The following is a 26614-nucleotide window of genomic DNA, read 5'->3' on the forward strand; positions in this document are numbered from 1 at the left end:
GCGCCGAACCTGGCAAATTGCTGCGTGTCTCGGCGCCCGGCTGACGAGGCGCGACCCGGTTGAGCGGCCGCTCAGCCGTCGGTCAGCAGCCGCTTTTTGAGCACCTTGCCCATGGCGTTGCGCGGCAGCGCGTCCACGATGCGCACCTCACGCGGCCGCTTGTGCACCGAAAGCTCCTGGGCGACATAGTCGATCAGCGCGTCACCGTCGGCCGATCCGACGATGAATGCGACGATGCGCTGACCCAGGTCCGCATCGGGCATACCGACCACCGCCGCTTCTTGCACGCCCGGATGCCCGAGCAGCACCGTCTCGATCTCGCCGGCGCCGATGCGGTAACCGCCGGACTTGATCAGGTCGACCGATTCGCGCCCGACGATGCGGTGCATCCCGTCGCCGTCGATCACCGCGACGTCGCCGGTGCGGTACCAGCCGTCGGTGTCGAACGCCTCGGCGGTGGCGTCCGGCCGGTTCAGGTAGCCGTCGAACATCATCGGGCCGCGCACGTGCAGCTTCCCGACGGTCTCGCCGTCGTGCGGCACCAGCCCGCCGTCGTCGTCGAGCACGCGGGTCTGCACGCCGGTCAGCGGCAGGCCCACCCAGCCGGGGCGCCGCTCGCCGTCGGCGCGGGTGGACAGCGTGATCAACGATTCGGACGCGCCGTAGCGTTCGATGGGCTGGTGTCCCGTGAGCCCGGCCAGCCGGTCGAACACCGGAACAGGCAGCGCCGCGCTGCCGGAGACCAGCAGCCGCGCCGGGCGCAGCGCCCGGGCGGCCGCCTCGTCGCCCACCACCCGCGACCACACGGTGGGCACCCCGAAGAACAGCGTGCCGCCGTGGTCGGTCGCGGCCTGCGCGTAGCCCGCGGGCGTCGGCTTGCCGGTGTGGATGAAGCGATTCCCGATCCGCAGCGAGCCGAGCAGACCCAGCACCAGGCCGTGCACGTGAAAGAGCGGCAGGCCGTGCACCAGGACGTCGTCGGCCGTCCACTGCCAGGCTTCCGCGAGGGCGTCCAGGTCGGCGGCGATCGCCCGCCGGCTCAGCACCACGCCTTTGGGCAGCCCGGTGGTCCCCGACGTGTAGATGATCATCGCGGTGGCGTCGGGCGACGGCTCGGCGTAGCGGTGCCAGGACCGGGCGTGCAACCGCACCGGGATGTGCGGCAGCCCCTCCGCCTCGTCAGGCGCCGGCCCGAGCCAGGCCTTCACTCCGGAGTCGGTGAGCATGTGCCGGCGTTCGGCCGCGCCGACGTCGGCGGGCACCGGGACGAAGGGCACCCCGGCGATCAGGCACCCGGTGACGGCCAGCACCGTCGCGGCGGTCGGGGCGGCCAGGATGGCGACGCGGCCCGCGCCGCCCACCCGTTCGGCCACCGACGTCGCGGCGCCGGGCAGGTCGCTGCGGCTGAACACGGTGCCGTCGATGCGCACCGCGTCGGCGACATCGGTGGTGGTGAGGACCGAAGGATCAAGCGACGCCAGCAGCACGTCAGCAGGCTACCCGGCGCCGGCGAAGGTCAGCCTTTCTCGTCCCAGATCTTCATCAGGGTGGACAGGATCTCCTCGCCGCGGCCCAGCCCGGCGAGGTGGCTTTCGCCGGGCAGCACGAACAGTTCGCAGTCGGGCAGCAACGAAACCACGTGCTGGCCGTGGGCGAACGGCACGATGTGGTCGCTGTCGCCGTGCCACCAGCGCACCGGGACCTTGACCTCGTCGAGCCGGAATCCCCAGTCGCGGGTGAACAGAATGATGTCGTTGAAGGGGGCGGCCAGCTGCTTGCGGCTGCCGTTGAGCAGGTCGTCGAGGAACATCGCGCCGAACTCGGGCCGGGTGAGCAGGCGCCGGTCCCCCTCGGGCGATATGGCCGCATATAAATACAGCGCGGTGTTGGCGACCGGGCGGACGGCCCGGACCATCAGGCTCGCGCCGATCCGCAGCGGGTCACCGCCCAGCTGCAGCAGCGGCGCCACCCGTTTGCCCAGGTTCATCAGGCCGCTGGTGATGCCTTCATCACCGAGGAACGGCGCGACGCCGCCGAGCACGCCGCAGGCGACCACCCGATCACCGAGCACCGCGGCCGACGCGAGCGCGTACGGCCCGCCGCCGGACAGGCCGATGACGGCCATCTTGTCGATGCCGAGCGTGTCCGCGATCGTGCGCAGGTCGTCGGCGAAGGCCCGGATGTTCTCGTAGCGGTGGGGTGTGGACGAGCCGATCCCGGGGCGGTCCAGCCCGATGAGCCGGATCTTGTGGTTCTCGGCGTAGAGGCGGGCCTCAACCGGAATCTGGCGGCGGGCGCCGGGGGTGCCGTGCAGCCAGAAGACGGCCCGGCCCTGCGGATCGCCGAACTCGGCGAAGCCGATCTGGCGGTCCTCGCCGACGGCGACGTTTCCTTCGAGCTTGGGGCGGGCGATCTCGATGACCATGCCGAGCAGCTTGGCATGTCAGGCGCGGTTCACCAAAGGGCGGCCGGGCGGTGCCGGCGGCTGTGCGTTGAGCACCCGCTTGCCGATCTAGGTGACGGATCTAAAACGAAAGCGATTCCGAGTACGCAGGGTGGTCGCCTTACGCGGGAACACCGATGGCCATCGGCTCCATGTATTGATGGAGTCCACCGATGCCACCGCCCTCCCGGCCCAGCCCGCTGAGTTTGAAGCCGCCGAACGGTGCGCCGCCCGCGCCGCAGCCGTTGACGGCCACCTGGCCGGTCCGGATCCGGCGCGCGACACTCACGGCGCGGTCTACATCGCCGCCCCACACCGCGCCGGAGAGGCCGTACCGCGAGTTGTTCGCGATCGCGATCGCGTCGTCCACATCGCGGTAGCGCAGCACCGCCAACACGGGACCGAACACTTCTTCTTGCGCGATAGTCGAATTCGCTTCGACGTCGCAGAGAATCGTCGGTTCGACGTAGAAGCCCACGTCCAAGCCGGCCGGACGACCGCCGCCGGTCACCAGCTTGGCTCCCTCCCGGAGCGCGCGGGCGACGTGCTCCTCGACCCGGCCCCGCTGCCCCGCGCTGATCAGCGGGCCCATCTGCACGTCGGGGTCCGTCGGATCGCCCACCTTTATGCCGCGGGCCAGCGCCGCCAGCCGGTCGACGACGTCGTCGTGCAGGGAATCGGGGAGCAGCAGCCTACTGTGCAGGATGCAGGCCTGCCCGGCATGCAGCGAACAGCCGTCGAACAGCATCTGCTGCAGCATCTCGTCGGTGATCTCGGTGTCGTCGAGGACGATGCTCGCCGACTTGCCACCCAATTCGAGGAGGATCCTCTTCATCGTGTCGCCGGCCGCGGACATCACCTGTCGGCCGACGAGGGAGCTGCCGGTGAAGCTCACCATGTCGATCCGTGGATCGGTGGTCAGCAGCTTGGCCGCGTCCACGCTGGAAGGCGTGACGACGTTGACCACACCGGGCGGGATGTCGGTGTGCTCGTCGATGATCCGCGCGAGAGCCAGCCCGGCCAGCGGGGTAAGCGGAGAGGGCTTGAGCACGACGGTATTTCCCGCCGCCAGAGCGTGGTTCAGCTTCATCACGTTGAGACAGTGCGGGAAGTTCCACGGCGTCAGCACCGACACCACACCCAGCGGCGCGTGCCGCAACAAGGTTGTTCCGGCGCCCATCCCGGTGACCTCTTGATCGGCCAGCTGGGTGGCGAGCTGGGCGGCGTGCATGGACATGAACCCGGCGCCGTCGATCTGCATGATGCGCTCGTTGGCAGTGCAGCCCCACTCCGCCTGGGACAGCGCGAAGAAGTCGTCGGCGTGCTTCGTCAGCGCCTCGCCGAGCTGGTTCAGGCACCCGGCGCGCTGATCGGTGCTCATCGTGCCCCACGGCCCGCTGTCGAAGGCGCGGCGCGCGGCATCGATCGCGTCACCGACCTGGGCGACGCTGGCATCGGGTGCGGTGGCGATCACGGCTTCGGTGGACGGGGAGATGTCGTCATAGCGGCCGCCCTGCGGCTCGACCCAGTGGCCGTCGATGTAGAGCTGATAGGTCTGGACAAGAGCGGGTGAATCGGCCATGTGCGTCCTCCGGTCATCTGATCACTTGGTGTACCCGCCCCGGCGGCCGCCGTCAATCAGCATTTGCGCGAATTCCCCGCTATGGCCCTGCTTTGCTGTCGTATTGACAGCGCGCGACGGCGCAGAGTACACACATTTCGCATGACAGATCGCACCAATCTGTCCGATACGGTGTCCTGCGAGAGGGGCTTTGCTACGTGACCGACTCAGAATCCGTCAGCGCCAAGGTGCGTGCCCTCGTCGGACAGCCGACCGGTGGCACCGGGAAGCCGTCGCTGGCACCGGACCCGGTGAACCAGCCCATGATCCGGCACTGGGCGTACGCGATGGCCGACATGAACCCGGTCTACATCGACCCCGAGTTCGCCGCCTCGTCACGATTCGGCGGCATCGTGTCGCCACCGGTGATGCTGCAGACCTGGACCATGCCGTCACCTAAGCTCGAGGGCATCGGCGAGCGGGGCGGCGCGCCCGTCGAGATCCAAAGCAACCCAACGGCATTCCTCGATGAGGCCGGCTACACCAGCACGGTGGCGACCAACTCGGAGTTCGAGATCGAGCGCTACCCACGGTTGGGTGACGAGATCAGTGCGACGACGGTCTACGAATCGGTCTCCGGCGAGAAGAAGACAGCGCTGGGCACCGGCTTCTTTCTGACCTGGCTGACGACCTACACCGACCAGAACGGTGACGTGTTGGGACGGCAGCGATTCCGGGTGCTGCGATTCAGGCCGGCAAACTGATGGCGAGCCGCATCGCGCCGGCGATCACCGCCGACACAGAGTTCTTCTGGAATGGGTTGCGGGAGAACAAACTCCTGATCCAGCGCTGCGGCGGCTGCGGGCAACTGCGCCACCCGCCCCGCCCGATGTGCCCGCGCTGCCGTTCGCTGCAGTGGGACGCGATCGAGTCGTCGGGGCGTGGCACGGTCTACAGCTACGTGATGCCGCACGAACCCCGGTTTCCCTTCTTCGAATACCCCTACGTGGTCGTGCTGGTGGAACTCGAAGAGGGGGTCCGTTTGGTGTCCAACCTCACCGGAGTCGATCCGTCCGCGGTGACGCCGGGACTGGCCGTTCAGGTCTACTACCAGACGTTCGACGACGGCTTGGTGTTGCACCAATTTCGGCCCAGCGGTTAGGCGCGGTAATGGATTTCGACTTGACGCTCGACACCGCTTCGGCGCCGCTGACCGGGCTTGGCGCAACCTATTCGGAAGGACCCGCATGACGACGACCGCCAACCGCACTTTGCAATGGCGAGACATTTCGGTCGGCGACGAGGTCACCGCGCTCGAAATCCCGATTACCACAACGATGATCGTCGCCGGCGCGATCGCCACCCGGGACTTCATGCCGGTGCACCACGACCGCGACTACGCCAAGCAGCAGGGCTCGCCCAACTTGTTCATGAACATCCTGACCACCAACGGCTACTGCGTGCGCTTCCTCACCGATTGGGCCGGGCCCGAGGCGATGGTGAAGAACCTGTCGATCCGCCTTGGCGTGCCCTGCTTTCCGGACGATCCGCTGCGGTTCACCGGCAGCGTCACCGGCAAGACGCAAGGACCGGACGGTGAAAACTTTGTCGAGGTGGCGTTCAAGGGCACCAACAGCCTGGGCGATCACGTCTCCGGAACCGCGGTGCTCAGCCTGCTCGACGGGGTGGGCGCGTGAGCCGGGCGCTGCCGGGTGCGGCGGCCATCGTCGGGATCGGCCAGACGGAGTTCTCGAAGGAATCCGGGCGCAGCGAGCTGCAATTGGCGTGCGAGGCGGTCAGCGCCGCGCTGGACGACGCAGGCCTGTCGCCCGATGAGGTCGACGGCATGGTCACGTTCACCATGGATTCCAGCGACGAGATCGACATCGCGCGCAACGTTGGCATCGGCGACCTGAGCTTCTTCTCCCGCGTGCACCACGGCGGGGGCGCGGCCGCCGGCACTGTCGTGCACGCGGCGATGGCCGTCGCCACCGGCGTCGCCGACGTGGTGGTGTGCTGGCGTGCGTTCAACGAACGCTCCGGCTTCCGATTCGGCGGAAGCGGCCGCAGCATGGCCGAAACTCCCTTGTTCATGGCGCATTACGCACCGTTCGGACTGCTCACCCCGGCGGCGTGGGTCGCGATGCACGCGCAGCGCTACATGTCGACGTACGGCGTCACCAACTCCGACTTCGGCCGGATCGCGGTCGTCGACCGCAAGCATGCGGCGACCAATCCCGACGCCTGGTTCTACCAGCGTCCGATCACCCTCGAAGACCACCAGAACTCGCGGTGGATCGTCGAACCCGTGCTGCGCCTGCTCGACTGCTGCCAGGAGAGCGACGGCGGTGTCGCGCTCGTCGTCACCAGCGCCGAGCGCGCCCGCGACCTGCGGCAGCCGCCGGCCATCATCACCGCGGCGGCCCAGGGCGCGGCCGCGACGGCGAGATGATGACGAGTTACTACCGCGACGAGATCACCGGCCTGCCCGAGATGGGCGTGGTGGGCCGGCGGCTGTGGCGCGACTCGGGCCTCAAGCCGCAAGACATCCAAACCGCGTTCATCTACGACCATTTCACGCCCTTCGTCTTCGCCCAGCTCGAGGAGCTCGGTTTCTGCGGTCGCGGGGAGGCCAAGGACTTCGCCACCGTCGAGCGGCTGTCGCTGGGTGGGGAGTTCCCGATCAACACCAACGGTGGGCTGCTCGGTGAGGCCTACATCCACGGCATGAACGGCATCACCGAGGGCGTGCGCCAAGTGCGGGGCACCTCGTACAACCAGGTCGACAACGTCGAACACGTGCTCGTCACGTCCGGAACCGGCGTGCCGACCAGCGGCCTGATCCTCGCACCGGCCGGCTGAGGGGGACCGTGACTCAGCCGTCCGCGAACATCCAGTCGCCCGACACCCGCGAGCTCATCGTGGAGTCCGCGTTCGCCTGCTTCGGCAGGCAGGGGTTGCAGAAGGCGACGATCGTCGACATCGCCAAGCACGCCGGCGTGTCCCGCAGCACGATCTACGAATACTTTTCCGACAAGGCCTCGATCGTCGAGGCGTGCGCCGAACACGCGTCGCAGCGGTTCTACCTCGAGATGACCAAGGCCATGGACGCCAGCAGCACCCTTGAGGACAAGCTCTGCGCCGCAGCGGTATTCGTCACTCAGGCGCGACGGGTCATCGCCTCGGAGAAGTATTTCGACGAGGACGCCATCAGCCTGCTGCTGACCAAGGACGCCGCCGTGCTGCTGCGCGAGTGCGTCGAATTCTTCGCCCCGTACCTGTCCGCCGCCCGGCTCACGGGCGAGGTGCGCAAGGACCTCGACATCGAGGCCGCCGGCGAATGGTTCGCACGCATCCTGTTCTCGCTGTTCAGCACGCCGTCCTCGACGCTGGACATGGACGATCCGGAGGTGACGGCGGAATTCGTTCGGGCCCATGTCGTTCGCGGCTTCGCCAGCGAGCGTCCGCGCCCGCGGCGCGGCTAGTGTCAGCGGGCGTGAGCTAAGTCTCGCCGCGGGTTATCGGCGTGTCGTCAACGCCCGCAGGAAGAACGCCAGATTGGCCGGGCGTTCGGCCAGCCGCCGCATGAAGTAGCCGTACCACTGGGTGCCGAACGGGACGTACACCCGCACCGGGTTGCCCGCCGCGGCGAGACGTCGCTGTTCGTCGTCGCGGATGCCGTAGAGCATCTGGTATTCGAATTCGCGTCCGCGACGGCCCGATTCGCGTGACATCTCGGGCACCGCGGCGATGATCTCCGGGTCGTGGGTGGCCACCATCGGGTAGCCCGACCCCGCCATCAGCACCCGAAGGCAGGCCAGGTACGAGTCGGTGACCTCGGTCGGCTCGCGGTAGGCCAGCGAGGCCGGTTCGTCGTAGGCGCCCTTGCACAGCCGAACCCGCGCGCCCGAGGCGGCGAATTCCTCGCAGTCGTCCAGGGTGCGCCGCAGATACGCCTGCAAAACCAGGCCCAGCCAGGGGAATTCGGTGCGCAGGTCGCGCACGATGCGCAGCGTCGAATCCGTGGTGGTGTGGTTCTCGGCGTCCACCGTCACCCACACGCCGGCACGCCGGGCGGCGTCGCAGATCGACCACGCGTTGTCCCGCGCGATCTTGTGCCCGTCGCGCTCCAGCGACTGCCCCAGCGCCGACAATTTCACCGAAACCTCGAAAGGCGCAGCGACGTCGAAATCGCCGGGCCCGCCGAGCTTCTCAATCAGGTCCAGGTAGGTCCGCACCGCCGCGTCGGCGTCGTCGGCGTCGGCGACGTCCTCGCCCAGATAGTCGACGCTGACGAGTCGGCCCGAATCACGCAGCGCCGCCACGCTGTTCAGCACGGATTCGATGGTCTCGCCGGGCACGAACCGGTGCACCACCTTGCGGGTGAGCGTCAGCCGTTCGGCGGTGCGACGCACGCCGTCGCGGCGGCCCGCGGCCAGGATCGCCGGGCGCAGTGTGCTGGCGAACAGTCCGGCCATCACTCGGCGCCCATGTGCGGATAGGTGTGGTCGCTTGCCGGGATGAAGGTCTCCTTGATGGTGCGAGCCGACGTCCAGCGCAACATGTTCAGCATCGATCCGGCCTTGTCGTTGGTGCCCGAGCCACGCGATCCCCCGAACGGCTGACGCCCGACGACCGCGCCCGTCGGCTTGTCGTTGACGTAGAAGTTCCCGGCGGCGAACCGCAACCGGTCCTGTGCCGTCAGCACGGCTTCGCGGTCGTCGGCGATGACGGCACCGGTCAGCGCGTACCGCGACCCCGTGTCGACGACGTCGAGGATGCGCTCGTAATCGTCGTCGGGATACACGTGGACCGACAGCAGCGGGCCGAAGTATTCCGTCGCGAACGACTCGTCGCCAGGGTCATCGGACAGCAACACCGTGGGCCGCACGAAATAGCCCTCGCGGTCGTCGTATTCGCCGCCGACGGCGATGGTGACGTGGGGCGCGCCCTTGGCGCGCTCGATGGCGTCGACGTTCTTGATGAAGGCGCGCCGGTCGATCAGCGCTCCCCCGTAGTTGGTCAGATCGGTCACGTCGCCGTAGCGCAGCGCGGCGGTCTTCCCCAGGAAGTCGTCACCCATGCGGCGCCACACCGACTGCGCGACGAACGCGCGCGATGCGGCCGAGCATTTCTGCCCCTGGTAGTCGAACGCGCCGCGAATCAGGGCGGTGCACAACACCTCCGGGCGTGCCGAGGCGTGCGCGACGACGAAGTCTTTGCCGCCGGTCTCGCCGACCAGCCGCGGATAGCTGTGGTAGCGGCCGATATTGGCGCCCACCTGCTGCCACAAATGCTGGAAGGTTGCCGTCGACCCGGTGAAGTGGATGCCCGCCAGCCTCGGATCGGACAGTGCTACATCGGAAACGGCGAGGCCGTCGCCGGTGACCAGGTTGATCACGCCGGGAGGCAGCCCAGCGGCCTCGAGCAGCCGCATGGTCAGATACGCCGACAGCGTCTGGGTGATCGACGGCTTCCACACCACCGTGTTGCCCATCAGCGCCGGCGCCGTCGGCAGGTTGCCCGCTATCGAGGTGAAGTTGAACGGCGTGATCGCGTAGACGAAGCCGTCCAGCGGGCGGTACTCGCTGCGATTCCACTCCCCCGCCCCGCTGATCGGCTGCTGCGCCAGGATCTGTCGCGCGAACGCGACGTTGAACCGCCAGAAGTCGATCTGCTCGCACGGCGAGTCGATCTCGGCCTGATAGACGGACTTGGACTGGCCGAGCATCGTCGCGGCGGCGATCTTCTCCCGCCACGGGCCGGCCAGCAGGTCGGCGGCGCGCAGGAACACCGCCGCCCGCTCGTCGAAGGGCAGTCCGGCCCATGCGCGTTTCGCGGCCATCGCGGCCTCGATCGCCGCCGTCGCGTCGGCGTGCCCGGCGTTGGTCAGGGTGCCCAGCGTGGCGGAGTGCCGGTGCGGTTGGACGACGTCGATGCGCTCACCGTCGCCCATCCGGTGGGTGCCGCCGATGACGTGCGGCAGGTCGATCGGGCCATCGGCCAGCGCGGCCAGTTCGGTGGCCAGCCGGGCGCGTTCCGGCGAATGTGGGGCGTAGTCGTGGACCGGCTCGTTGGCCGGCATCGGGACCTGTGTTATCGCGTCCATGCTGCAAGGATCCTCGCGGCGACCGCGCAACGAGTTAGCCGATCGAACAATACCGATGGGCAATCGTAGTAAAATCGGACAACATGGCCGGTGTGGGGCTGGGACAGCTGCTACTCGCGCTGGACGCGACCCTGGTGAGCCTGGTCGACGCGCCCCGCGGCCTGGACCTGCCGGTGGCGTCGGCCGCACTGATCGACTCCGACGACGTGCGGCTCGGCCTGGCCGCCGCGGCGGGTTCCGCGGATGTCTTCTTTTTGCTCGGCGTCGCCGACGACGAGGCGCTGCGCTGGGTGGACAAGCAGGCGCGCGAGCGCGTGCCGGTGGCCATATTCGTCAAAGAGCCGTCGAATGCCTTGGTGGCCAGGGCCGTTGCGGCCGGCTCGGCCGTGGTGGCCGCCGACCCGCGGGCCCGCTGGGAGCGGCTCTACCAGTTGGTCAACCACGTCCTGGAGCACCACGGGGACCGCGCGGACGCGACGGACGACTCGGGCACCGACCTGTTCGGGTTGGCGCAGTCGCTCGCCGACCGCATCCACGGCATGGTCAGCATCGAGAACGCCCAGTCGCACGTCCTGGCGTACTCCGCGTCCAACGACGAAGCCGACGAGCTGCGCCGCCTCTCCATCCTGGGCAGGGCCGGCCCGCCCGACCATCTCGAGTGGATCGGCCAATGGGGCATCTTCGACGCGTTGCGGTCGGGCGGCGACGTGGTGCGCGTCGCCGAGCGTCCCGAGCTGGGGCTGCGCCCGCGACTGGCCGTCGGCATCTACCGGCCCGCACCGGATGCGCGGCGGCCGCCGGTGTTCGCCGGAACCATCTGGGTGCAGCAGGGCTCGCAACCGCTGGCCGACGACGCCGAGGAGATGTTGCGGGGCGCCGCCGTGCTGGCCGGCCGCATCATGTCGCGGCTGGCGGCCCGGCCGTCGACGCATGCCCGGCGGGTGCAGCAGCTGCTGGGCCTCGCCGACGCGGAAACCCCTGCGGGGGTCGACGTTGCCGCGATCGCCGCCGAACTCGGCCTGGCCGCCGACGGCGACGCGGCGCTGATCGGTTGGGACGCGGCGGACGGTTCACCCGGACACGGCCGGCTCGCCGATGTTATCGCGCTGAGCGCCAGCGCCTTTCGCGCTGACTCCCAGGTCGCGTCGAACGGCGCGCGCACGTACGTGCTTGTCCCCCAGACGCGCAACCGTTCGGTCGCCTCGTGGGTGCGCGGCACCATCGGCGCCATGCGCGACGAACTCGGGGTGCAGCTACGCGCGGCCATCGCCGCACCGGTCGCCGGCCTGGCCGGGGTTGCCGCGGCGCGCACCGAGGTGGACCGCGTGCTGGACAGCGCTGAGCGGCACCCGATTTCGTTCGGGCAGGTGACATCGCTGGCCGAGGCGCGTACCACTGTTCTGCTAGATGAGATCGTGACCCTGGTCGGCGGCGACGAGCGGTTGATCGATCCGCGGATCGTGGCGCTGCGCGACGACGATCCGGTGCTGGCCGAGACGTTGCGGGTCTATCTGGACGCCTTCGGCGACATCGCGGCGGCCGCGCAATCGTTGCGGGTGCATCCGAATACGGTTCGCTACCGGGTTAGGCGGATCGAGAAGTTGTTGTCGACGTCGCTGACCGATCCCGAGGTGCGGCTGCTGTTTTCGCTCGGATTGCGCGTGCTGGAAAGCCGTTGACCCGCTCGCCTTCCCGGGCATGGCGGCCGACATGCGCGAAAATCCAGAAGCGGTACCCTAGCCCGCATGCAGTCTTCGTCGGTCGTCTCCCTGTTGCGGGAACGCGCCGGCCTGCAACCCGACGACGTGGCGTTTCGGTACACCGATTACGAGCAGGACTGGGCCGGTGTCACCGAAAGCCTGACGTGGGCCCAGCTGTATCAGCGCACCCTGAACGTCGCGCACGAGGTCAAGCGGCACGGCACCGCCGGGGACCGCGCCGTCATCCTCGCCCCCCAGGGCGTCGGCTACATCGTGGCGTTCCTGGGAGCGATCCAGGCCGGGCTGATCGCGGTCCCGCTCTCGGTGCCGCAGCCGGGCTCACACGACGAGCGCGTCGCCGCCGTCCTGGCCGACACCGCACCCTCCGTCGTCCTGACCACGTCCGCGGCCGCCGCGACCGTGAACGACTACCTGCACCACCCGGCGGCCGCCGGGCCCGCCGTCATCGCGATCGACGCGCTGGATCTGGACGAGCCGAATTCGTCGAGCATCCGGATCAGCGGCGCCCCGAGCATCGCCTACCTGCAGTACACGTCGGGCTCCACCCGCCTTCCGGCCGGCGTCATGGTTTCGCACCGCAACCTGCACGCGAACTTCCGGCAACTGATGGCCGCGTACTTTCCCGATTTCAACGGCGTGGCCCCGCGCGACACCGTCTGCGTGTCGTGGCTGCCCTTCTACCACGACATGGGGTTGATGCAGGGCGTCATCGCACCGATCCTGGGCGGCTACCGGGGCGATGTGACGAGCCCGATCGCGTTCCTGCAGCGCCCGGCGCGCTGGATTCACGCGATGTCCCAAACCAACCCGGTGTTCTCCGCCGCGCCGAACTTCGCCTTCGAGCTCGCGGTCCGCAAGACCACCGACGACGAGCTGGCCGGAGTCGACCTGGGCAACGTCATCAGCATCGTCAGCGGCGCCGAACGGATCCATCCCGCCACGCTCGACCGGTTCTGTAAACGGTTCGCACCGTACGGCTTTCGCGAGCACATGATGCAGCCCTCCTACGGGCTGGCCGAGGCCACCGTCTACGTGGCCAGCCGCGCCGAGGGCGGCCCCCCGCGCGTCGTCCACTTCGAACCGGAGCGGATGTCGGAGGGCAGCGCGCAGCGGTGCCCGGCCGAAACCGGCTCACCGCTGCTGAGTTACGGCACACCGACGTCGCCGATGGTGCGGATCGTCGACCCCGATACCCGCACTGGATGCCCGGCCGGGACGGTCGGTGAGATCTGGGTCAGCGGCGACAACGTCGCCGACGGCTACTGGGAGAAGCCCGAGGACACCCGGCGCACCTTCGGCGGCGTCTTGGCCGGCGCGTCCTGCGGCACCCCCGAGGGCCCGTGGCTGCGCACCGGCGACCTCGGCTTCATCTGCGACGACGAGATGTTCATCGTGGGCCGGATGAAGGATCTGCTGATCGTCTACGGCCGCAACCACTATCCCGAAGACATCGAGTCGACGGTGCAGCGGATCACCGGCGGCCGCGTCGCGGCGATCTCGGTTCCCGTCGACGAGACCGAAAAGTTGGTCACCATCATCGAATTGAAAAAGCGCGGTGATTCCGACGAAGACGCGAAGCGCACCCTCGACACCGTCAAGAACGACGTCACCGCGGCGATATCGAACTCGCACGGGCTCAACGTCGCCGATCTGGTGCTGGTGGCGCCGGGATCGATTCCCACCACGACCAGCGGCAAGATCCGGCGGGCCGCGTGCGTCGAGCAGTACCGCCGCCGGCGGTTCACCCGGCTGGACGCCTAGCCCTACTGGCTGTTCGCCGTCTGGGCTTCCTCGAGGAAGCGACCCACCACGTCGGGACCGGTGGAGTGCATCTTGATGGACAACTCGAGCAGCCTGTCCTTGACCCGCTTCGGGAGCAGCTCGATCGAGCGGGTGGTGGCCGAGTCGTACTTTGCACCGGGAAAGCGCTGCAGCAGAACGTCTTTCTGCTCGTCGGTGGTGTAGATCTCGAGCAGCTTCATGCCGGCGAACGCGTCGATCGCCCGGTCCGCCATTCCGGCATTCGCGAGCGCTTCCAGCCGTTCCTCGTTGATCCAGACGTTGACCTTGATCTTCTTCTCCGCAGTACTCATGAGTTCTCCAATTGGTTCAGCGTGAAGACCGGCAACCTGTCCTTCAGGTACTCCTCGGTGACGAACGGCGAGCCCTGGCCGTACTTGGCGGCGCTGTCCATCACCACCTCGAACACCTCGTGGCGCATCACCTGTTGGGTCGGCTTGACCTCGTCGGTCAGGATGCTGCGAATCAGGCTGCCGCTGAAGCTTTGTGATTGGTCGTCGTGGCCGCACAGCGCCGAGTTGGTGACCTCCTGGCACACCGGGCAGTACCAGTTCTCCCGCAGGAACACCGGCTTGATCCCCAGCTCGCTGCGGTATTGCTTGAGGATGTTCTGCGAGTCGTAGGGGTGGTAGAAATCGCCGACCCCGGCGTGGTCCCGGCCGAACATGTGATGCGTGCAGCCGAGGTTCGTCCGCAGGATCGCGTGGAAGATGGCCTCGCGGGGCCCGGCGTAGCGCATGTCCCACAGCGTGAACGACACCAGGTGGACGTCCTCGCGGAAATACCCGCTCGTCCGTAACTCGTTCTGCGCCAGGAGGATCGCCTCGTCGATGTAGTCGCCGACGCGCTTCTGGCCGATGATGGCGTTGACCAGCACGCCGGTGTTCAGGTGGTCGACGGGCTGGTCCTCGTTCGCTGCCAGCCACGCTTGCTTCATCAACGCCTCGTGACCGGTGTGCGGAACGTTGCGGGTCTGATGGGCGACGGCACGCTTCCAGTTCTTCTTCGCCAGCGCGTCCTGGTGCTGCCGCGGCGTGAGCCAGAAGCTCTTGAAGGGTTCGTTGAACACCGGCTCGTTGATGAGCGTGATGTCGCCGCCGATGAAACGATTCGCGTAAGCCAGCGTCTTCTTGACACCCGGGTGCCGGGTATCCGCGGTGCCGTAGGTCTTTTCGGCCAAGCGCGCCAGGTCGTACTCGTAGATCTCGGAGACCTCCAAGATCGCCATCGGGGCGTCGAGATACTCGAGGACGACGCTGTGGCCCTCTTTCACCCCGTACTTGTCGACGTCGTCGGCGGACAGGTCGAAGACGATCGGGATGCTCCACAGCGTGCCGTCCGGCAGCTGGAAGTTGTCCAGCGTGCCATCCACCTCGCGGCGGCCCATGAAACCCGCCAGGGGGGTGAAGAAACCGTAGGACAGGCTGATCACCTCGTGCGCGGTGGCTTTGGAGATCGGGATGCGCGGCAACCCGTCAATCCGGCTCGCCGCATTCTCGGTGGACACTCGTTCCACGATCGGCTTCCCGTTATGGCCTTGGTAGCTCATGTAACTGACCTCGATTCGGTAATCAGCGGGTTGCGGTGGGACGGCTCCCGACGCCGTCACCGCCGTACCCGTCCGCTAAGCGTCCGGCCGTGCCGGGCCCGAGATGACGCCCGCGCGCTCGAGATGGGCGATCACTTCCTCGGCCAGCGTGTCCGCGTCCTTGGTGCCGCCGTCGAGCCGCAGCTCGGGCCGCGTCGGGGCCTCGTAGGGGTCGTCGATTCCGGTGAACCCTTTGATCTCGCCCGCGCGGGCTTTCTTGTACAGGCCTTTGGGATCACGCTGCTCGCAAATCTCAATCGGGGTGTCGATGAAGATCTCCTGGAAATCGCCGTCGTCCAGGGTGGCCCGAATCGCGTCACGATCGCGGACGTAGGGGCTGATGAAGGCCGTCAGCGCGATGGCGCCGGACTCACAGAACAGCTTCGCGACCGCGCCGATGCGGCGGATGTTCTCCTCGCGATCCTGGGCCGAAAACCCGAGACCGAACCGCTTGGCGAACTCGGGTCCGTGCCGCTCCTCGAGCAGTTCCGGACCGGCGTTGAGCCCATAACGGACGTTGTCCCCGTCCAGCAGAAAGCTGCGAATGCCCCGCTCGTAGAGCTTCTGCTCGACGACGTTGGCCACCGTGCTCTTGCCGCTGCCGCTCAGCCCGGTGAACCAGATGACGCAGCCCTTGTGGCCGTTGAGTCTTTCGCGTTCGGCGCGGCTTATCTGGTGTTCGTGCCAGGTGATGTTGTTCGACATTGCCAGCTCCTGTTCACCACGTCTCGACCGACACCGACGAAACCCGCACGGCCACTTGCCATCCTCCGCATCACCGGTCGCCGCGATTGGTGGCCGACTTCGGCGCAGCAACCTCGTCGCATCGAGCCCGGTCACACACCTTCACCATATTGTTTATCAATCAATCCGGATAAGAACCAGTCCACAAGTAAAGATGGTCAACTTACGGGAGTTTGCGTCGCCTCGCGGCGGCCGGCCGCGCAGTCGTGCGCCGGGCCCGGTAGCGGACCCGCCAGCAAATGAAATCGCGGCCGGTTGGGTCGGGCCGATCGGCACCACGCCCCGCCCCGCATACGACGGATCGCCGCGCGATGTGTGCCGAGGACCGGGTCAGGACGCTGACGGCGCGGCTTCCAGGCCGGCCAGCTCGTCGCACAGATGGTCGGCCAAATCCCGAACGGTGGTGATCTTGGTGGGGCTGACGCGCACCCCCGTCTCGGTTTCGATGCGGGTCCGCAGCTCCAGGTTCCCCAGCGAATCCAGACCGTAGTCGGACAGCGGCCGATCCGGATCGATCGTCCGCCGGAGCAACAAGCTGATCTGACCGGAAACCAACCGGCGGATGGCCGACGGCCATTCCTCGCGCGGCAGCGCGCGCAGCTCGGCGAGGAACTTGCCGGTGTCCGGTTTGCCCTGGCCCAACGAGGCGAACGCTTCGGCAAAGCGGCTGCGTTGCGCGAAGGATGTCAGCCATGGCGTCCCCATGATCGGCGCGTAGCCGGAGTACGGGCGGTCGTAGCGCAGCAGCGTTTCGAAGGCGCGGAAACCCTCGGCGGGCGTGATCGCGATGCCGGCGTCCTCGGCCAGGGCCGTGGCCCGGCCGACCTCGGACCACGCTCCCCACGCGATGGAGGTGGCCGGAAGACCTTGGGCGCGGCGCCAATACGCGAACGCGTCCAGCCAGCTGTTGGCCGCGGCGTAGGCGCCCTGCCCCGGCGAACCCACCAGCGCCGCGGCCGACGAGAAGCAGCAGAACCAGTCGAGGGGCTGCTGCGCGGTGGCCTGATGCAGGTTCCACGCGCCGTAAACCTTTGGCGCCCAGCACCGGTCGATCAGGTCGTCGGTGACGTTCGCCAGCGTGGCGTCCTGTACGACCGCGGCGGCGTGCAGCACGCCGCGCACCGGCAGCCCGGTGGCCGTGGCGCACGCCACCAGCCGCTCGGCCGTCTGCGGCTCGGCGATGTCACCGCACTCCACCGCGATGTCGGCCCCCGCGTCCCACAGCCGCTGGATGGCGTCGCGCGCCCGCTCGTCGGGCTGCGAGCGCGAGTTGAGGACGATCCGCCCGCAGCGCTCCGCGCCGTCGCGAGAGGCCATCTGGCCGGCCAGAAACAAGCCCAGGCCGCCGATGCCGCCGGTGACGATGTAGGCGCCGTCGGCGCGGAACGGTCGCACCTGGTCCGGCGGCACCGCGGCCACGCTGCTTCCCGCGCGCGGCACCTGCAGCACCACCTTGCCGGTGTGGCCCGCGCCCGCGACCAGACGCACCGCTGCGGCCGCGTCATGGATCGGATAGTGCGTGGTGCGCGGCAACGGCAGTTCACCGGCCGCGGTGCGCTGGTACACGGTGGTCAACAAGCGCCGAACCGTATCCGGGTGGCTGAAAGTCAGCAGCGCGAGGTCGACGGCGAACAGCGAGAGGTTGCGCCGGAACGGGAACAGGCCCAGGTGGGTGTCGCCGTAGATGTCCCGCTTGCCCAGCTCGACGAAGCGTCCACCGAGGGCCAGCAAGTCGATTCCCGCGCGCTGCGCGGCGCCGGGCAGCGAGTTGAGCACCACGTCGACGCCATACCCGCCGGTGTCGCGGCGGATCTGGCCGGCGAATTCCGTGCTGCGCGAGTCGTACACGTGCTCAATGCCCATGTCGTGCAGCAGTTGCCGGCGCTGCGGGCTGCCCGCGGTCGCGAAGATCTCACAGCCCACGGCACGGGCTATCGCGATGGCCGCCTGGCCGACTCCACCGGTACCGGAATGGATGAGCACCTTGTCGGTCGGTGCGATGCGCGCCAGGTCGTGCAGGCCGTACCACGCGGTCGCGGCCGCGGTCGGCACCGCGGCCGCTGCGTCCAGCGGCACCTCGGGAGGCAGCGTGACCGCGTGCCGGGCATCGGCGATGACGAAGGTGCCCCAGCATCCGTTGCGGGATATCCCGCCGACCCGGTCGCCGACCCGGTGCTCGGTGGCGTCGGGGCCGACGGCGGTCACCACGCCGGCGAAGTCGCCGCCCAACTGCTGCTGGTAGCCCTCGAAGGTCGGGTAGCGGCCAAAGGCGAGAAGAACATCCGCGAAGTTGACGGTCGACGAGGTCACCGCTACCTCGATCTCCCCCGGCCCGGGCGGCACCCGGTCGAACGCGGCGAACTCCAGCGATTCGAGGTCACCGGGCGTGCGGATCTGCAGGCGCATGCCGCCGCGCTCGTGATCGACGACGGTGGTGCGCCGCTCGGACGGGCGAAGCGGACCCGGCCGCAGGCGCGCGGCGTACCACTGGCCGCCGCGCCAGGCGGTCTCGTCCTCTTCCGATCCGCTTTTCAGTTGCAGCGCAACGTGTTCGGGATCGGTCGCGTCGTCAACGTCGATCTGGGTGGCACTCAGATGCGGGTGCTCGGAGTCGATCACCCGCATCAGTCCGCGCAGCCCGGCCTGCGCCAGGTTCGCCACGTCACCCGCGATCACGCTCGCCGCGTTGCGGGTGACCAGGTACAGCCGCGGCGACTCCCCCGGCAGCTCCGAGAGCTCGCGGGCGACGGCCGCCAGGTGCGACACGTAATCCCGCCCGCGCCGCTGCGCGCGCGGCTCGTCCACGCCGCCATCGGGCGCCGCCACCAGCACAACGCCGGTCAGCCCCTTCAGCGGCCCGTGGCCGTTGGAGGCGGTCGCGCCGCCGGACAGCAGCGTCCGCAACTGTGGGGTATCCATGGTCCCAAGGGGAAAGGCCAGCGTGGTGCATTGCGCGCCATCGCAATTCAGCACCTCGGCAAGCCGCACCGGCAACGGGTCGTGATCGTCGGACGCGTTGAGCAGCACCCACGAACCGGGCTCGCCGTGCGCGGCCTCGGACGGCTCCCGCGGCTCCCAGTCGATGGTCAACAACCGCTCGTTGAGCAGCCGGTGGGCGTGTTCGTGTTCGGACGTGCCGCCGGACAACCGCAATCCCTCGACGGTCAACAGCACCGTTCCGGACTGGTCCAGCACGTCGAGGTCCGCCTCGCATTCGCCGGGTCGCGAGGACGTGACCCGGGTGAGGCAGTATTGCGCGTTACGCGTCGAGTGAAAGTTGCGCAGCCGGCGCACGCCGACCGGCAACAGCAGGCCGCCGGCTCCGGCCGCCTGCATCTGGGGTGAGACGACGACCGACTGGAAGCAGGCGTCGAGCAGAGCCGGGTGCGCGGCGTAGGCCGACTGCTGCGAGCGAATGGCGCCGGGCAGTGCCACTTCGGCAAGCACCGTGGTGATCTCCCGGTCGGCAATCAGCACCGCGGTCAGGCCCGAAAACGCCGGACCATAGTGGATTCCGATGGCCTCGAACGCCTTTCGCAATTCCGCACCGTCCATGCGGGACGGGTGGTCGGCGATCAGCGTGGCCAGGTCGTGCGCGGGCGGCTGCTGCGGCTCGGCCGGGTCCGCGTCGGCATGCAGGACGGCGCTCGCCCGGCGGATGCGTTCGCCGTCCTCGTGGGTGTCCACAGCGAAGTCGAGAACGCCGGGCGCGGTGACCGTCGCGACCGACGACGCCGGCGTCTCGTCGGCCAGCAACAGCGTCCGCTCGAACGCGACGTCGCGGACCTCTGCGCGTTCACCGAGTGCCGCGCGGGCGGCCGCGAGCGCCATCTCGCAATAAGCGGCACCGGGAAATGCTGCGACAGAGTGGATTTGGTGGTCTGCAAGCCAGGGGTGGTTCTCGGTGCCGATCTCGCCCTGCCAGACGTGGCGCTCGGGTTCCTCCCGCAGGTGCACGTGCGCGCCGAGCAGGGGGTGCACGGCGCGAACGGAGGCGCCGTGTGCCTGCTCGGTTGCCTCGCGGGTGAGCATCAGCCGGCGGTGGGTCCACGTCGGCAGCGGTGCGTCCACGAGTCGGCCGGTCGGATACTGGACGGCGAAGTCGACCTGGGCGCCGGCGCTGTGCACGTCGGCGACGAAGCCGCGCAGGCCGACCGGCAGCTCCTGCTCACGGCGCATGGCCGCCAGGGCGGCGATGGGCATGTCCAGGCTGGCGGCGTTCTGCTCGACGGCGTGCGTCAGCAGCGGATGCGGCGCCAGCTCGCCGAAGACGCGGAACCCATCCTTGAGTGCCGCCTGCACCGCGGCCGCGAATCGCACTGTGTAGCGGAGGTTTTCCGCCCAGTAGTCGCCGGTGAATGACGGCCGTTCGCGCGGATTCCACAGTGTCGACGAATAGTACGGAACCTCGGGGGCGGTCGGTTGCAGATCGGCGAGGGCGTCGACCAGCTCGTCGAGTATCGGCTCCACCTGCGGTGAATGCGAGGCGACGTCCACCGCCACCTCGCGCGCCAGCACGTCCTGCTCCTGCCACGCCGCGACCAGATCGCGGATGGCCTGGGTGTCGCCGCCGACGACGGTCGATGTCGGCGACGCGACCACGGAGAGCACCACGTCGGAGATCCCGCGAATCGAAAGTTCGGACAGCACTTGCTGTCCCGGCAGTTCCACCGATGCCATCGCGCCGCTGCCCGCGATCCGCGCCATCAGCTTCGAGCGGCGGCAGATGACGCGCACACCGTCGGCGACCGACAACCCGCCGGCGACGACTGCCGCTGCGGATTCGCCGAGCGAATGCCCGATGACGGCGCCGGGGCGCACCCCGTAGGACTTCATCGTCTCGGCGAGAGCGACCTGCATCGCGAAGAGCGTCGGCTGCACCTTGTCGATGCCGGTCACCGTCTCCGGCGCCGTCAACGCATCGGTTACCGAAAAGCCGGATTCCGCGGCGATCAACGGCTCGATGGACGCGATGGTCGCGGCGAACACCGGCTCCCCGGCCAGCAGTTCGGCGCCCATCTCCGGCCATTGCGAACCCTGGCCGGAGAACACCCACACCGGTCCGCGGTCGCCCTGTCCCACCGCGGGCTGGTATGGGATGTCGCTGTCGGCGACCGCGCGCAGCGCGGTGCGCAGTTCGCCGGAACTGTTCGCCGAGACCACGGTTCGCACCGGCCGGTGCGCGCGCCGCCGCGACAGCGTATAGCCCAGATCCCTTAGGCCCGCGGCACTCTCGCCGTCGAGGGCATCGCCCTCGTCCAGCCAGTCCGCCAGCCGGGCCGCCGTGACTCGCAGCTGCTCGGCGGAGGTGGCCGACAGAGGAAACAGCAGCGGCCCCGCCGGTTCATCGGGTGCGTGCGCCGGTGCCTGCTCGGGGGCCTGCTCCAGGATGGCGTGCACGTTGGTGCCCGACATCCCGTATGACGACACCGCGGCGCGTCGCGGGTATTGGCCGTTGCGGGGCCACGGTGTATTGCTCTGCGGCACAAAGAGATTCGTCTTGATCCGGGCCATCTCGTCGGGAAGCCGGGTGAAGTGCAGGTTCTGGGGGACCACGGCGTGCTGCAGCGCGAGGATCGCCTTCATCAGTCCCAGCGGCCCGGACGTCGACTGCATGTGGCCGAAGTTCGTCTTCACCGATCCCAGGGCGCAGGGTCCGCCCGTGCCGTATACGGCGGCCAGGCTGGCGAATTCGATCGGATCGCCGACGGGGGTGCCGGTGCCGTGCGCCTCCACCAGGCCGATCGTGGCGGCGTCGACGTCCGCGATCTGCAGGGCCTTCTGGTAGACCGCGACCTGGGCCGTTTCCGAGGGCGCCGCAATGTTCACGGTGCGGCCGTCCTGATTCGCCGCGGTGCCGCGCAGCACCGCCAGGATGCGATCGCCGTCGCGCCGCGCGTCGTCGAGCCGCTTGAGCAGCAGCATGACGCAGCCCTCGCCGGACACGAAGCCGTCGGCGCGCACGTCGAAGGCGTGACAGCGGCCGGTCGGGGACAGCATGCCCTGCAGCGAGCCCGACACGGACTTGCGTGGTTCCAGGGTCACCACGACTCCACCGGCCAGGGTGAGGTCGGATTCGCCGCTGCCGAGGCTGCCGCACGCCTGGTGGACGGCCATCAGCCCCGACGAGCACGCCGTGTCCACCGTGACCGCCGGGCCGTGCAGGCCGAGGGTGTAGGCGACCCGCCCGGACGCGAAGCTGTTGCTGGTGCCGGTGAATCCGTACGGGCCTTCGGCCGCGCCGCAATCAGCGGACAGCAGTTCGTAGTCGCCGTGCGTCAGGCCGACGAACACCCCGGTCTGCGAATGCATCAGGGCGCCCGGGTCCAGGCCGGCGTGCTCGACGGCGTCCCAGGACGTCTCCAGCAGCAGGCGGTGCTGCGGATCGATCGCGGTGGCCTCGCGTTCGGTCATTCCGAAGAAGTCGCAGTCGAAGCCGCCCACGTCGTCGAGGAACGCACCCCAGCGGGTTACCGACCGTCCGGGCACCCCGGGCTCGGGGTCGTAGAACAGATCCGCATCCCACCGGTCGGCGGGAATTTCGCCGACCAGGTCGTCACCGCGCAGCAGCGCCTCCCACAGGCGTTGCGGGGAGTCGATCCCGCCGGGGAGTCGGCAGGCCATCCCGATGACGGCAACGGGTGTGGCGTTTGCAGCACGCAAAGTGCAAGTCCCCTATCCTCGCCCGGTCACCTCGGGCAGTCGATAGCCGCGCGCGTGCGCGGGCAGCCCGTGAGCATCGGCGCGCACCATCCTTCTCACCTGTTTCAGGCGTAATTATGCAGGTGTCAGTTTACATTCAAACGCCGTCAGCTTAGCGGGAGTAAGGAATTTCGGCCCGGCGTATCGCGAACCCGCCGGGAAGTCCCGAACGCCACGAAACCCACGCCGTGACTACGCAATTCCCCATCCCGATCCCACCGCTGGGCCGCGCCGCCCGGCCTTCGCCCATACCGCAGGTGGGCATCCGGTCCCGCCGGCCACCGCAAAACCCCATCGCGATGCGACGTCATCGATCGGCGCGCCAACCCTCAACGGCGCCGAAATCTCCTATTCCCCACCCCAATTCGCGCCGGGGCGCGAGGCTACGAATCGCCGGTTTGGTCGGAATCCTCGGATTCGGCGTCCTTCGCGGGGTCCTCGATAACCTGATATGCCGGATCGAGCATGGAGATGGCCCGCGTGCCGGACTGGCGCGCCTTCCCGGTGATCCGCAGCACCTGACCGGGCTGGATGTCCGCACCGCCGTTGCCCGGGCGGAACGTGACGGTCATTTCGCCGGTGCTGTCTCCGATGACGATCTGCCGGTGGGTCCGGCCGCGGGTCGTGACGTCTTCAACCTCGGTGACCCGCCCCTCGACGCTGGCGCGCTGCCCGGAGATCAGGCCCGCCACCATGATCACCGACCGGGGCCGATCTGGATGTTCGTACGCGTCCACCTTCCGGTCCTCGTCCTGGGACACCCACGCCTCGATCTTGTCGATGCCCTCCCCGATCTTTTGCTCGAAGGTATCGGGGTAGGCCTCCCTGATCCTCGATTCGACGTCGTAGGGCACGATCGTCGCCGCGGCGTCGGGGATGAGGCTGACCGCCCGCGAGATCTTGTCGGCGGTGCGGTCGTGCAGCAGCCGGCCCAACAGCCGGGCGAAGGTCCGGCGCGGCAGCAGCACCGTCACGTTGGTGCGCGCGTTCTCCTCGCGCGCCTTGGCCACCAGCAGTTGCGCGGCCCGGCTGATCCGGCGGTCGGGGCAGTCCACGATCCGCAGCGGAGTGTCGAGTTCGAAATGGTCCCAACGCTTTCGCAGCAGCGCCGCGTGGGCCGGGTCGACCATGAAGTGCACCGCGATCAGCTCGTCGGCCCGCAATCCCCGGCCGTAGCGCAACGCCTCGATCACCGCCAGGTCGACGGAGTCGACGAACACGAACACCCGGTGCCGCGAGTACTTCACCAACTCCGGGCGGTCGGTGCGGAACATCTCGAGAATCGCCGCCTCGGCGCGGTATTCGCGGTTGAGGCGGGTCAGCATGAACACCAGCAGGGGGAAGACGACGACCACCAGCCAGGCGCCCTCGGTGAACTTCGCCACCGCGAAGATCCCCACCACGATCGTCGACAGGACCGCGGCGGACAGGTTGATCGCCAGCCGGCGGCGCCAGCCCGGTTCCCGGTGCGTCAAATGGTGTTTGGTCATCCCGTAGCCGGCCATCGAGAAGCCGGTGAACACGCCGATCGCATAGAACGGCACCAGCGCGTTCACGGACCCGCCGGTGGCCACCAGCAACGCGACCGAGAGCGCCGTCAGCGTGATGATCCCATTCGAAAACACCAGCCGATGCCCACGTTTGGTGAGCTGCCGGGGCAGGAAGCGATCCTCGGCGACGAAACTGGCCAGGGCTGGAAAGCCGTTGAAGCTGGTGTTCGCGCCGGTGAACAAGATCGCGGCCGTGGCCGCCTGGACCAGGACGTAGAAGACGTCGCCGACGGCGCCGCTGCCGAAGACGGCGCGGCCGATCTGCGACAGCACCGAGGGGTACTCCGTCAGATAGGGCGTCGCGTGGGTGACGTGGGCCAGGTAGGCGACACCGGCCAGTAGCAGGCCGAGGACGGTGGCCATCGCGGTCAGCACTCGACGCGCGTTGCGGCCCTGCGGCTTTCGGAAGTAGTCGACCGTGTTGGAGATGGCCTCGACCCCGGTCAGCGACGAACCGCCGTTGGCGAACGCCCGCAGCAGCACCAAGATCGTGGCGCCCAGCACCAGCCCGTTGCCCTGGTGCACCGGCACCGTCCCGGCCATGTGGGCGGGATCGTAGATCGGCAGGTTGCCGATGGCCGCGCGGACGACCCCGATCACGATGGTCAGCCCGACCATGACGATGAAGGAATAGGTCGCCACCGCGAACGGCAATCCCGCTTCCTTGAGGCCCCGCAGGTTGGCGTAGCAGATGATCAGCACCACGGCGACGGTCAGTTCGAGGCTGTACGGCCCCAGCGGCGGAATCGCCGAAACCACCGCGACGGTGCCGGCGGCCGACTGCACCGCGACCGTCACCACATAGTCGATCAACAGGGCCGCGGCGGCGATCTGCGCGACCCGCGGCCCGAAATTGTCGCGCGCGACGATGTAGGAACCGCCGGCCCGGGTGTAGGCCATCACCACCTGCCGGTACGACGCGGCCACCAGCACCAGGATCAGCAGGATGACTCCGGTGATGGGCAGCAGCAGCAGGAACGCGGCCAGGCCGGCGTGGGGCAACAGTTCGATCAGGATCTGCTCGGGACCGTACGCGACCGAGGACACGGCGTCAGGCGAAAGTGCACCCAGCGCAACGGAATTCGACAGCTTCTCGGAAGCGATGTCCTCGGTGATCAGCGGCTTACCGAGAAACACCCGCTTGGCGATGTCCCCTAGCGACAGCGGGATCCGCAGCTTGCCTGTCGAACCGGTCACGAGCACCGTCCTTCCCCGGAGAACGTGAGACTCCTTCGATGCATTGTGCACGCTCGCCCGCCCCGGGCGCCCGCGCGGCGCGGCTAACTCAGCCGCTGCACGGCGGCGGCGATCCGCTCGTCGCTGGCGGTCAGCGCAACCCGCACGTGCTGCGCGCCGCGCGGCCCGTAGAAATCACCCGGCGCCACCAGGATGCCGCGCTGCGCCAGCCAGGCGACGCTGTCGTGGCACGGTTCGCCGCGGGTGGCCCACAGATAGAGGCCGGCTTCGGAGTAGTCGATGGTGAATCCGGCAGAACGCAACGCGGGCAGCAGCGCCGCGCGGCGCCGTTCGTAGCGCTCCCGCTGCGCCAGCTCGTGGGCGTCGTCGTCCAGGGCGGCCACCATCGCCGCCTGCACCGGCGTCGGCACCATCATCCCGGCGTGCTTGCGCACGGCGAGCAGTTCGGCCACCAGCTCGGGGTCCCCGGCGACGAAACCGGCCCGGTACCCGGCCAGCGAGGAGCTCTTCGACAGGGAGTGGATCGCGAGCAGGCCGGCATGATCGCCGTCGCACACCGAGGGATGCAGGATCGACAGCGGCTGCTCGTCCCAGCCCAGCCCCAGATAGCACTCGTCGGAGGCCACCAGGCAGCCCCTGTCGCGCGCCCAGCCGACCACCTTGCGCAGGTGATCGACGCCCAGGACGCGTCCGGTCGGATTGCTCGGCGAGTTCAGGTAGTACAGCGACGGCGATTGCGGGCCCAGCTGGGTCAGCGAATCCGCGCGCGACACCCGCGCCCCCGCCAGCCGGGCCCCGACGTCGTAGGTCGGATACGCCAGCTCGGGCACCACGACGAGGTCCGCGGGGCCCAGGCCCAGCAGCGTGGGCAGCCAGGCGATCAGCTCCTTGCTGCCGATGACCGGGAGCACGGCCGCCTCGGTCAGCCCGGTGATGCCGAACCGGCGATTCAGCGCCGCGACCGCCGATTCGCGCAATTGGGCGGTGCCCACGGTGGCGGGATAGCCCGACGCCGACGCGGCCGCGGCCAGCGCGTCGGAGATCACCGGGGCGACCGGGTCCACCGGGGTGCCGACGGAGAGGTCGACGATCCCGTCCCGATGAGCGCCGGCCTGCGCTTTCGCGTCGGCCAGGGTGTCCCAGGGGAACTCCGGCAGGGACTCCGACACCGCCGGCCGGCGCTTTTTGAGCTGGTGTGG

General features: G+C 68.7%; 17 protein-coding genes and 1 pseudogene. 7 read left to right on the top strand and 11 right to left on the bottom strand.

Going from position 1 to position 26614, the window contains the following annotated elements; genetic code table 11:
• Positions 1-71 precede the first annotated feature (71 nt).
• From B9D87_RS12805 to B9D87_RS12815, 3 genes are all read right to left on the bottom strand, one after another.
• On the bottom strand, positions 72-1487 hold the full coding sequence (locus tag B9D87_RS12805; protein ID WP_007773682.1) for an acyl-CoA synthetase: 1416 nt from the start codon (positions 1485-1487) through the stop codon (positions 72-74).
• 29 nt (positions 1488-1516) lie between these two features.
• Positions 1517-2425 carry an alpha/beta fold hydrolase gene (locus B9D87_RS12810; RefSeq protein WP_007773681.1) on the bottom strand — a complete coding sequence of 303 codons (909 nt, stop codon included), beginning with the start codon at positions 2423-2425 and terminating at the stop codon, positions 1517-1519.
• Positions 2426-2564: 139 nt separating this feature from the next.
• Positions 2565-4025, bottom strand: coding sequence for an aldehyde dehydrogenase family protein (locus tag B9D87_RS12815; RefSeq protein WP_007773680.1), 1461 nt, complete (start codon positions 4023-4025; stop codon positions 2565-2567).
• A gap of 197 nt (positions 4026-4222) precedes the next feature.
• Here B9D87_RS12815 and B9D87_RS12820 point away from each other — a divergent pair, with 197 nt between their 5' ends.
• The 5 genes and pseudogenes from B9D87_RS12820 to B9D87_RS12840 all read left to right on the top strand — a co-directional run bounded on the left by B9D87_RS12820 (position 4223) and on the right by B9D87_RS12840 (position 7489).
• Positions 4223-4768, top strand: coding sequence for an FAS1-like dehydratase domain-containing protein (locus B9D87_RS12820; protein WP_007773679.1), 546 nt, complete (start codon positions 4223-4225; stop codon positions 4766-4768).
• Positions 4768-5166 carry a Zn-ribbon domain-containing OB-fold protein gene (locus B9D87_RS12825; RefSeq protein WP_007773678.1) on the top strand — a complete coding sequence of 133 codons (399 nt, stop codon included), beginning with the start codon at positions 4768-4770 and terminating at the stop codon, positions 5164-5166. The genes B9D87_RS12820 and B9D87_RS12825 overlap by 1 nt, the downstream gene beginning before the upstream one ends.
• A gap of 85 nt (positions 5167-5251) precedes the next feature.
• Positions 5252-5701 (top strand): MaoC family dehydratase, encoded by a 450-nt coding sequence (locus B9D87_RS12830; RefSeq protein ID WP_007773677.1) that lies wholly within the window; start codon positions 5252-5254, stop codon positions 5699-5701.
• Positions 5698-6866 (top strand): annotated as a pseudogene (locus B9D87_RS12835) (lipid-transfer protein). The gene B9D87_RS12830 and the pseudogene B9D87_RS12835 overlap by 4 nt, the downstream one beginning before the upstream one ends.
• An 8-nt stretch (positions 6867-6874) precedes the next feature.
• Positions 6875-7489 carry a TetR/AcrR family transcriptional regulator gene (locus B9D87_RS12840; protein WP_007773674.1) on the top strand — a complete coding sequence of 205 codons (615 nt, stop codon included), beginning with the start codon at positions 6875-6877 and terminating at the stop codon, positions 7487-7489.
• A 33-nt stretch (positions 7490-7522) separates the two neighbouring features.
• Here the strand turns inward: B9D87_RS12840 and B9D87_RS12845 are convergent, their stop codons facing one another.
• Both B9D87_RS12845 and pruA read right to left on the bottom strand, forming a co-directional pair.
• Complete coding sequence (locus B9D87_RS12845; protein ID WP_007773672.1) at positions 7523-8482, bottom strand: proline dehydrogenase family protein; 960 nt, start codon at positions 8480-8482, stop codon at positions 7523-7525.
• The gene (gene pruA, locus B9D87_RS12850; RefSeq protein WP_007773671.1) at positions 8482-10113 is read right to left on the bottom strand and encodes an L-glutamate gamma-semialdehyde dehydrogenase; all 1632 of its coding nucleotides are present in this window, start codon (positions 10111-10113) and stop codon (positions 8482-8484) included. The genes B9D87_RS12845 and pruA overlap by 1 nt, the downstream gene beginning before the upstream one ends.
• 83 nt (positions 10114-10196) lie before the next feature.
• Between pruA and B9D87_RS12855 the strand changes: the two genes are divergently transcribed.
• Together B9D87_RS12855 and fadD21 are read left to right on the top strand one after the other, a co-directional pair.
• Positions 10197-11792: a PucR family transcriptional regulator gene (locus B9D87_RS12855; protein ID WP_007773670.1), complete on the top strand. Its 1596-nt coding sequence runs from the start codon at positions 10197-10199 to the stop codon at positions 11790-11792.
• 66 nt (positions 11793-11858) lie between these two features.
• Positions 11859-13595 carry a fatty-acid--AMP ligase FAAL21/FadD21 gene (fadD21, locus tag B9D87_RS12860; protein WP_007773669.1) on the top strand — a complete coding sequence of 579 codons (1737 nt, stop codon included), beginning with the start codon at positions 11859-11861 and terminating at the stop codon, positions 13593-13595.
• Positions 13596-13597: 2 nt separating this feature from the next.
• On the opposite strand, the gene B9D87_RS12865 is transcribed toward fadD21, so the two are convergent.
• The 6 genes from B9D87_RS12865 to dapC form a co-directional block, all read right to left on the bottom strand.
• The gene (locus B9D87_RS12865) at positions 13598-13927 is read right to left on the bottom strand and encodes a DUF6955 family protein (protein ID WP_007773668.1); all 330 of its coding nucleotides are present in this window, start codon (positions 13925-13927) and stop codon (positions 13598-13600) included.
• On the bottom strand, positions 13924-15183 hold the full coding sequence (gene sat, locus B9D87_RS12870) for a sulfate adenylyltransferase (protein ID WP_007773667.1): 1260 nt from the start codon (positions 15181-15183) through the stop codon (positions 13924-13926). Before sat ends, B9D87_RS12865 begins: the two co-directional genes overlap by 4 nt.
• A 75-nt stretch (positions 15184-15258) precedes the next feature.
• Positions 15259-15927 carry an adenylyl-sulfate kinase gene (gene cysC, locus B9D87_RS12875; protein ID WP_007773666.1) on the bottom strand — a complete coding sequence of 223 codons (669 nt, stop codon included), beginning with the start codon at positions 15925-15927 and terminating at the stop codon, positions 15259-15261.
• A gap of 369 nt (positions 15928-16296) precedes the next feature.
• Positions 16297-22629 (bottom strand): sulfolipid-1 biosynthesis phthioceranic/hydroxyphthioceranic acid synthase, encoded by a 6333-nt coding sequence (gene pks2, locus B9D87_RS12880; protein ID WP_007773665.1) that lies wholly within the window; start codon positions 22627-22629, stop codon positions 16297-16299.
• 422 nt (positions 22630-23051) lie between these two features.
• Positions 23052-25415, bottom strand: a complete 2364-nt coding sequence (locus B9D87_RS12885; RefSeq protein WP_007773664.1) for an APC family permease — start codon at positions 25413-25415, stop codon at positions 23052-23054.
• An 83-nt stretch (positions 25416-25498) separates the two neighbouring features.
• Entirely contained in the window at positions 25499-26584 is a 1086-nt protein-coding gene (gene dapC, locus B9D87_RS12890) for a succinyldiaminopimelate transaminase (RefSeq protein WP_007773663.1), read from the bottom strand.
• Positions 26585-26614 lie beyond the last annotated feature (30 nt).

The organism is Mycobacterium colombiense CECT 3035 (genome assembly GCF_002105755.1).
GTDB classification, from domain to species: domain Bacteria; phylum Actinomycetota; class Actinomycetes; order Mycobacteriales; family Mycobacteriaceae; genus Mycobacterium; species Mycobacterium colombiense.

Excerpts from the sequence above, each read along its gene's own strand:
- sat (WP_007773667.1), bottom strand. The coding sequence starts at position 15,183 with ATGAGCTACCAAGGCCATAACGGGAAGCCGATCGTGGAACGAGTGTCC.
- B9D87_RS12815 (WP_007773680.1), bottom strand. The coding sequence starts at position 4,025 with ATGGCCGATTCACCCGCTCTTGTCCAGACCTATCAGCTCTACATCGAC.
- B9D87_RS12865 (WP_007773668.1), bottom strand. The coding sequence starts at position 13,927 with ATGAGTACTGCGGAGAAGAAGATCAAGGTCAACGTCTGGATCAACGAG.
- B9D87_RS12825 (WP_007773678.1), top strand. The coding sequence starts at position 4,768 with ATGGCGAGCCGCATCGCGCCGGCGATCACCGCCGACACAGAGTTCTTC.
- B9D87_RS12810 (WP_007773681.1), bottom strand. The coding sequence starts at position 2,425 with ATGGTCATCGAGATCGCCCGCCCCAAGCTCGAAGGAAACGTCGCCGTC.
- cysC (WP_007773666.1), bottom strand. The coding sequence starts at position 15,927 with ATGTCGAACAACATCACCTGGCACGAACACCAGATAAGCCGCGCCGAA.
- pruA (WP_007773671.1), bottom strand. The coding sequence starts at position 10,113 with ATGGACGCGATAACACAGGTCCCGATGCCGGCCAACGAGCCGGTCCAC.
- B9D87_RS12845 (WP_007773672.1), bottom strand. The coding sequence starts at position 8,482 with ATGGCCGGACTGTTCGCCAGCACACTGCGCCCGGCGATCCTGGCCGCG.
- fadD21 (WP_007773669.1), top strand. The coding sequence starts at position 11,859 with ATGCAGTCTTCGTCGGTCGTCTCCCTGTTGCGGGAACGCGCCGGCCTG.
- B9D87_RS12830 (WP_007773677.1), top strand. The coding sequence starts at position 5,252 with ATGACGACGACCGCCAACCGCACTTTGCAATGGCGAGACATTTCGGTC.
- B9D87_RS12855 (WP_007773670.1), top strand. The coding sequence starts at position 10,197 with ATGGCCGGTGTGGGGCTGGGACAGCTGCTACTCGCGCTGGACGCGACC.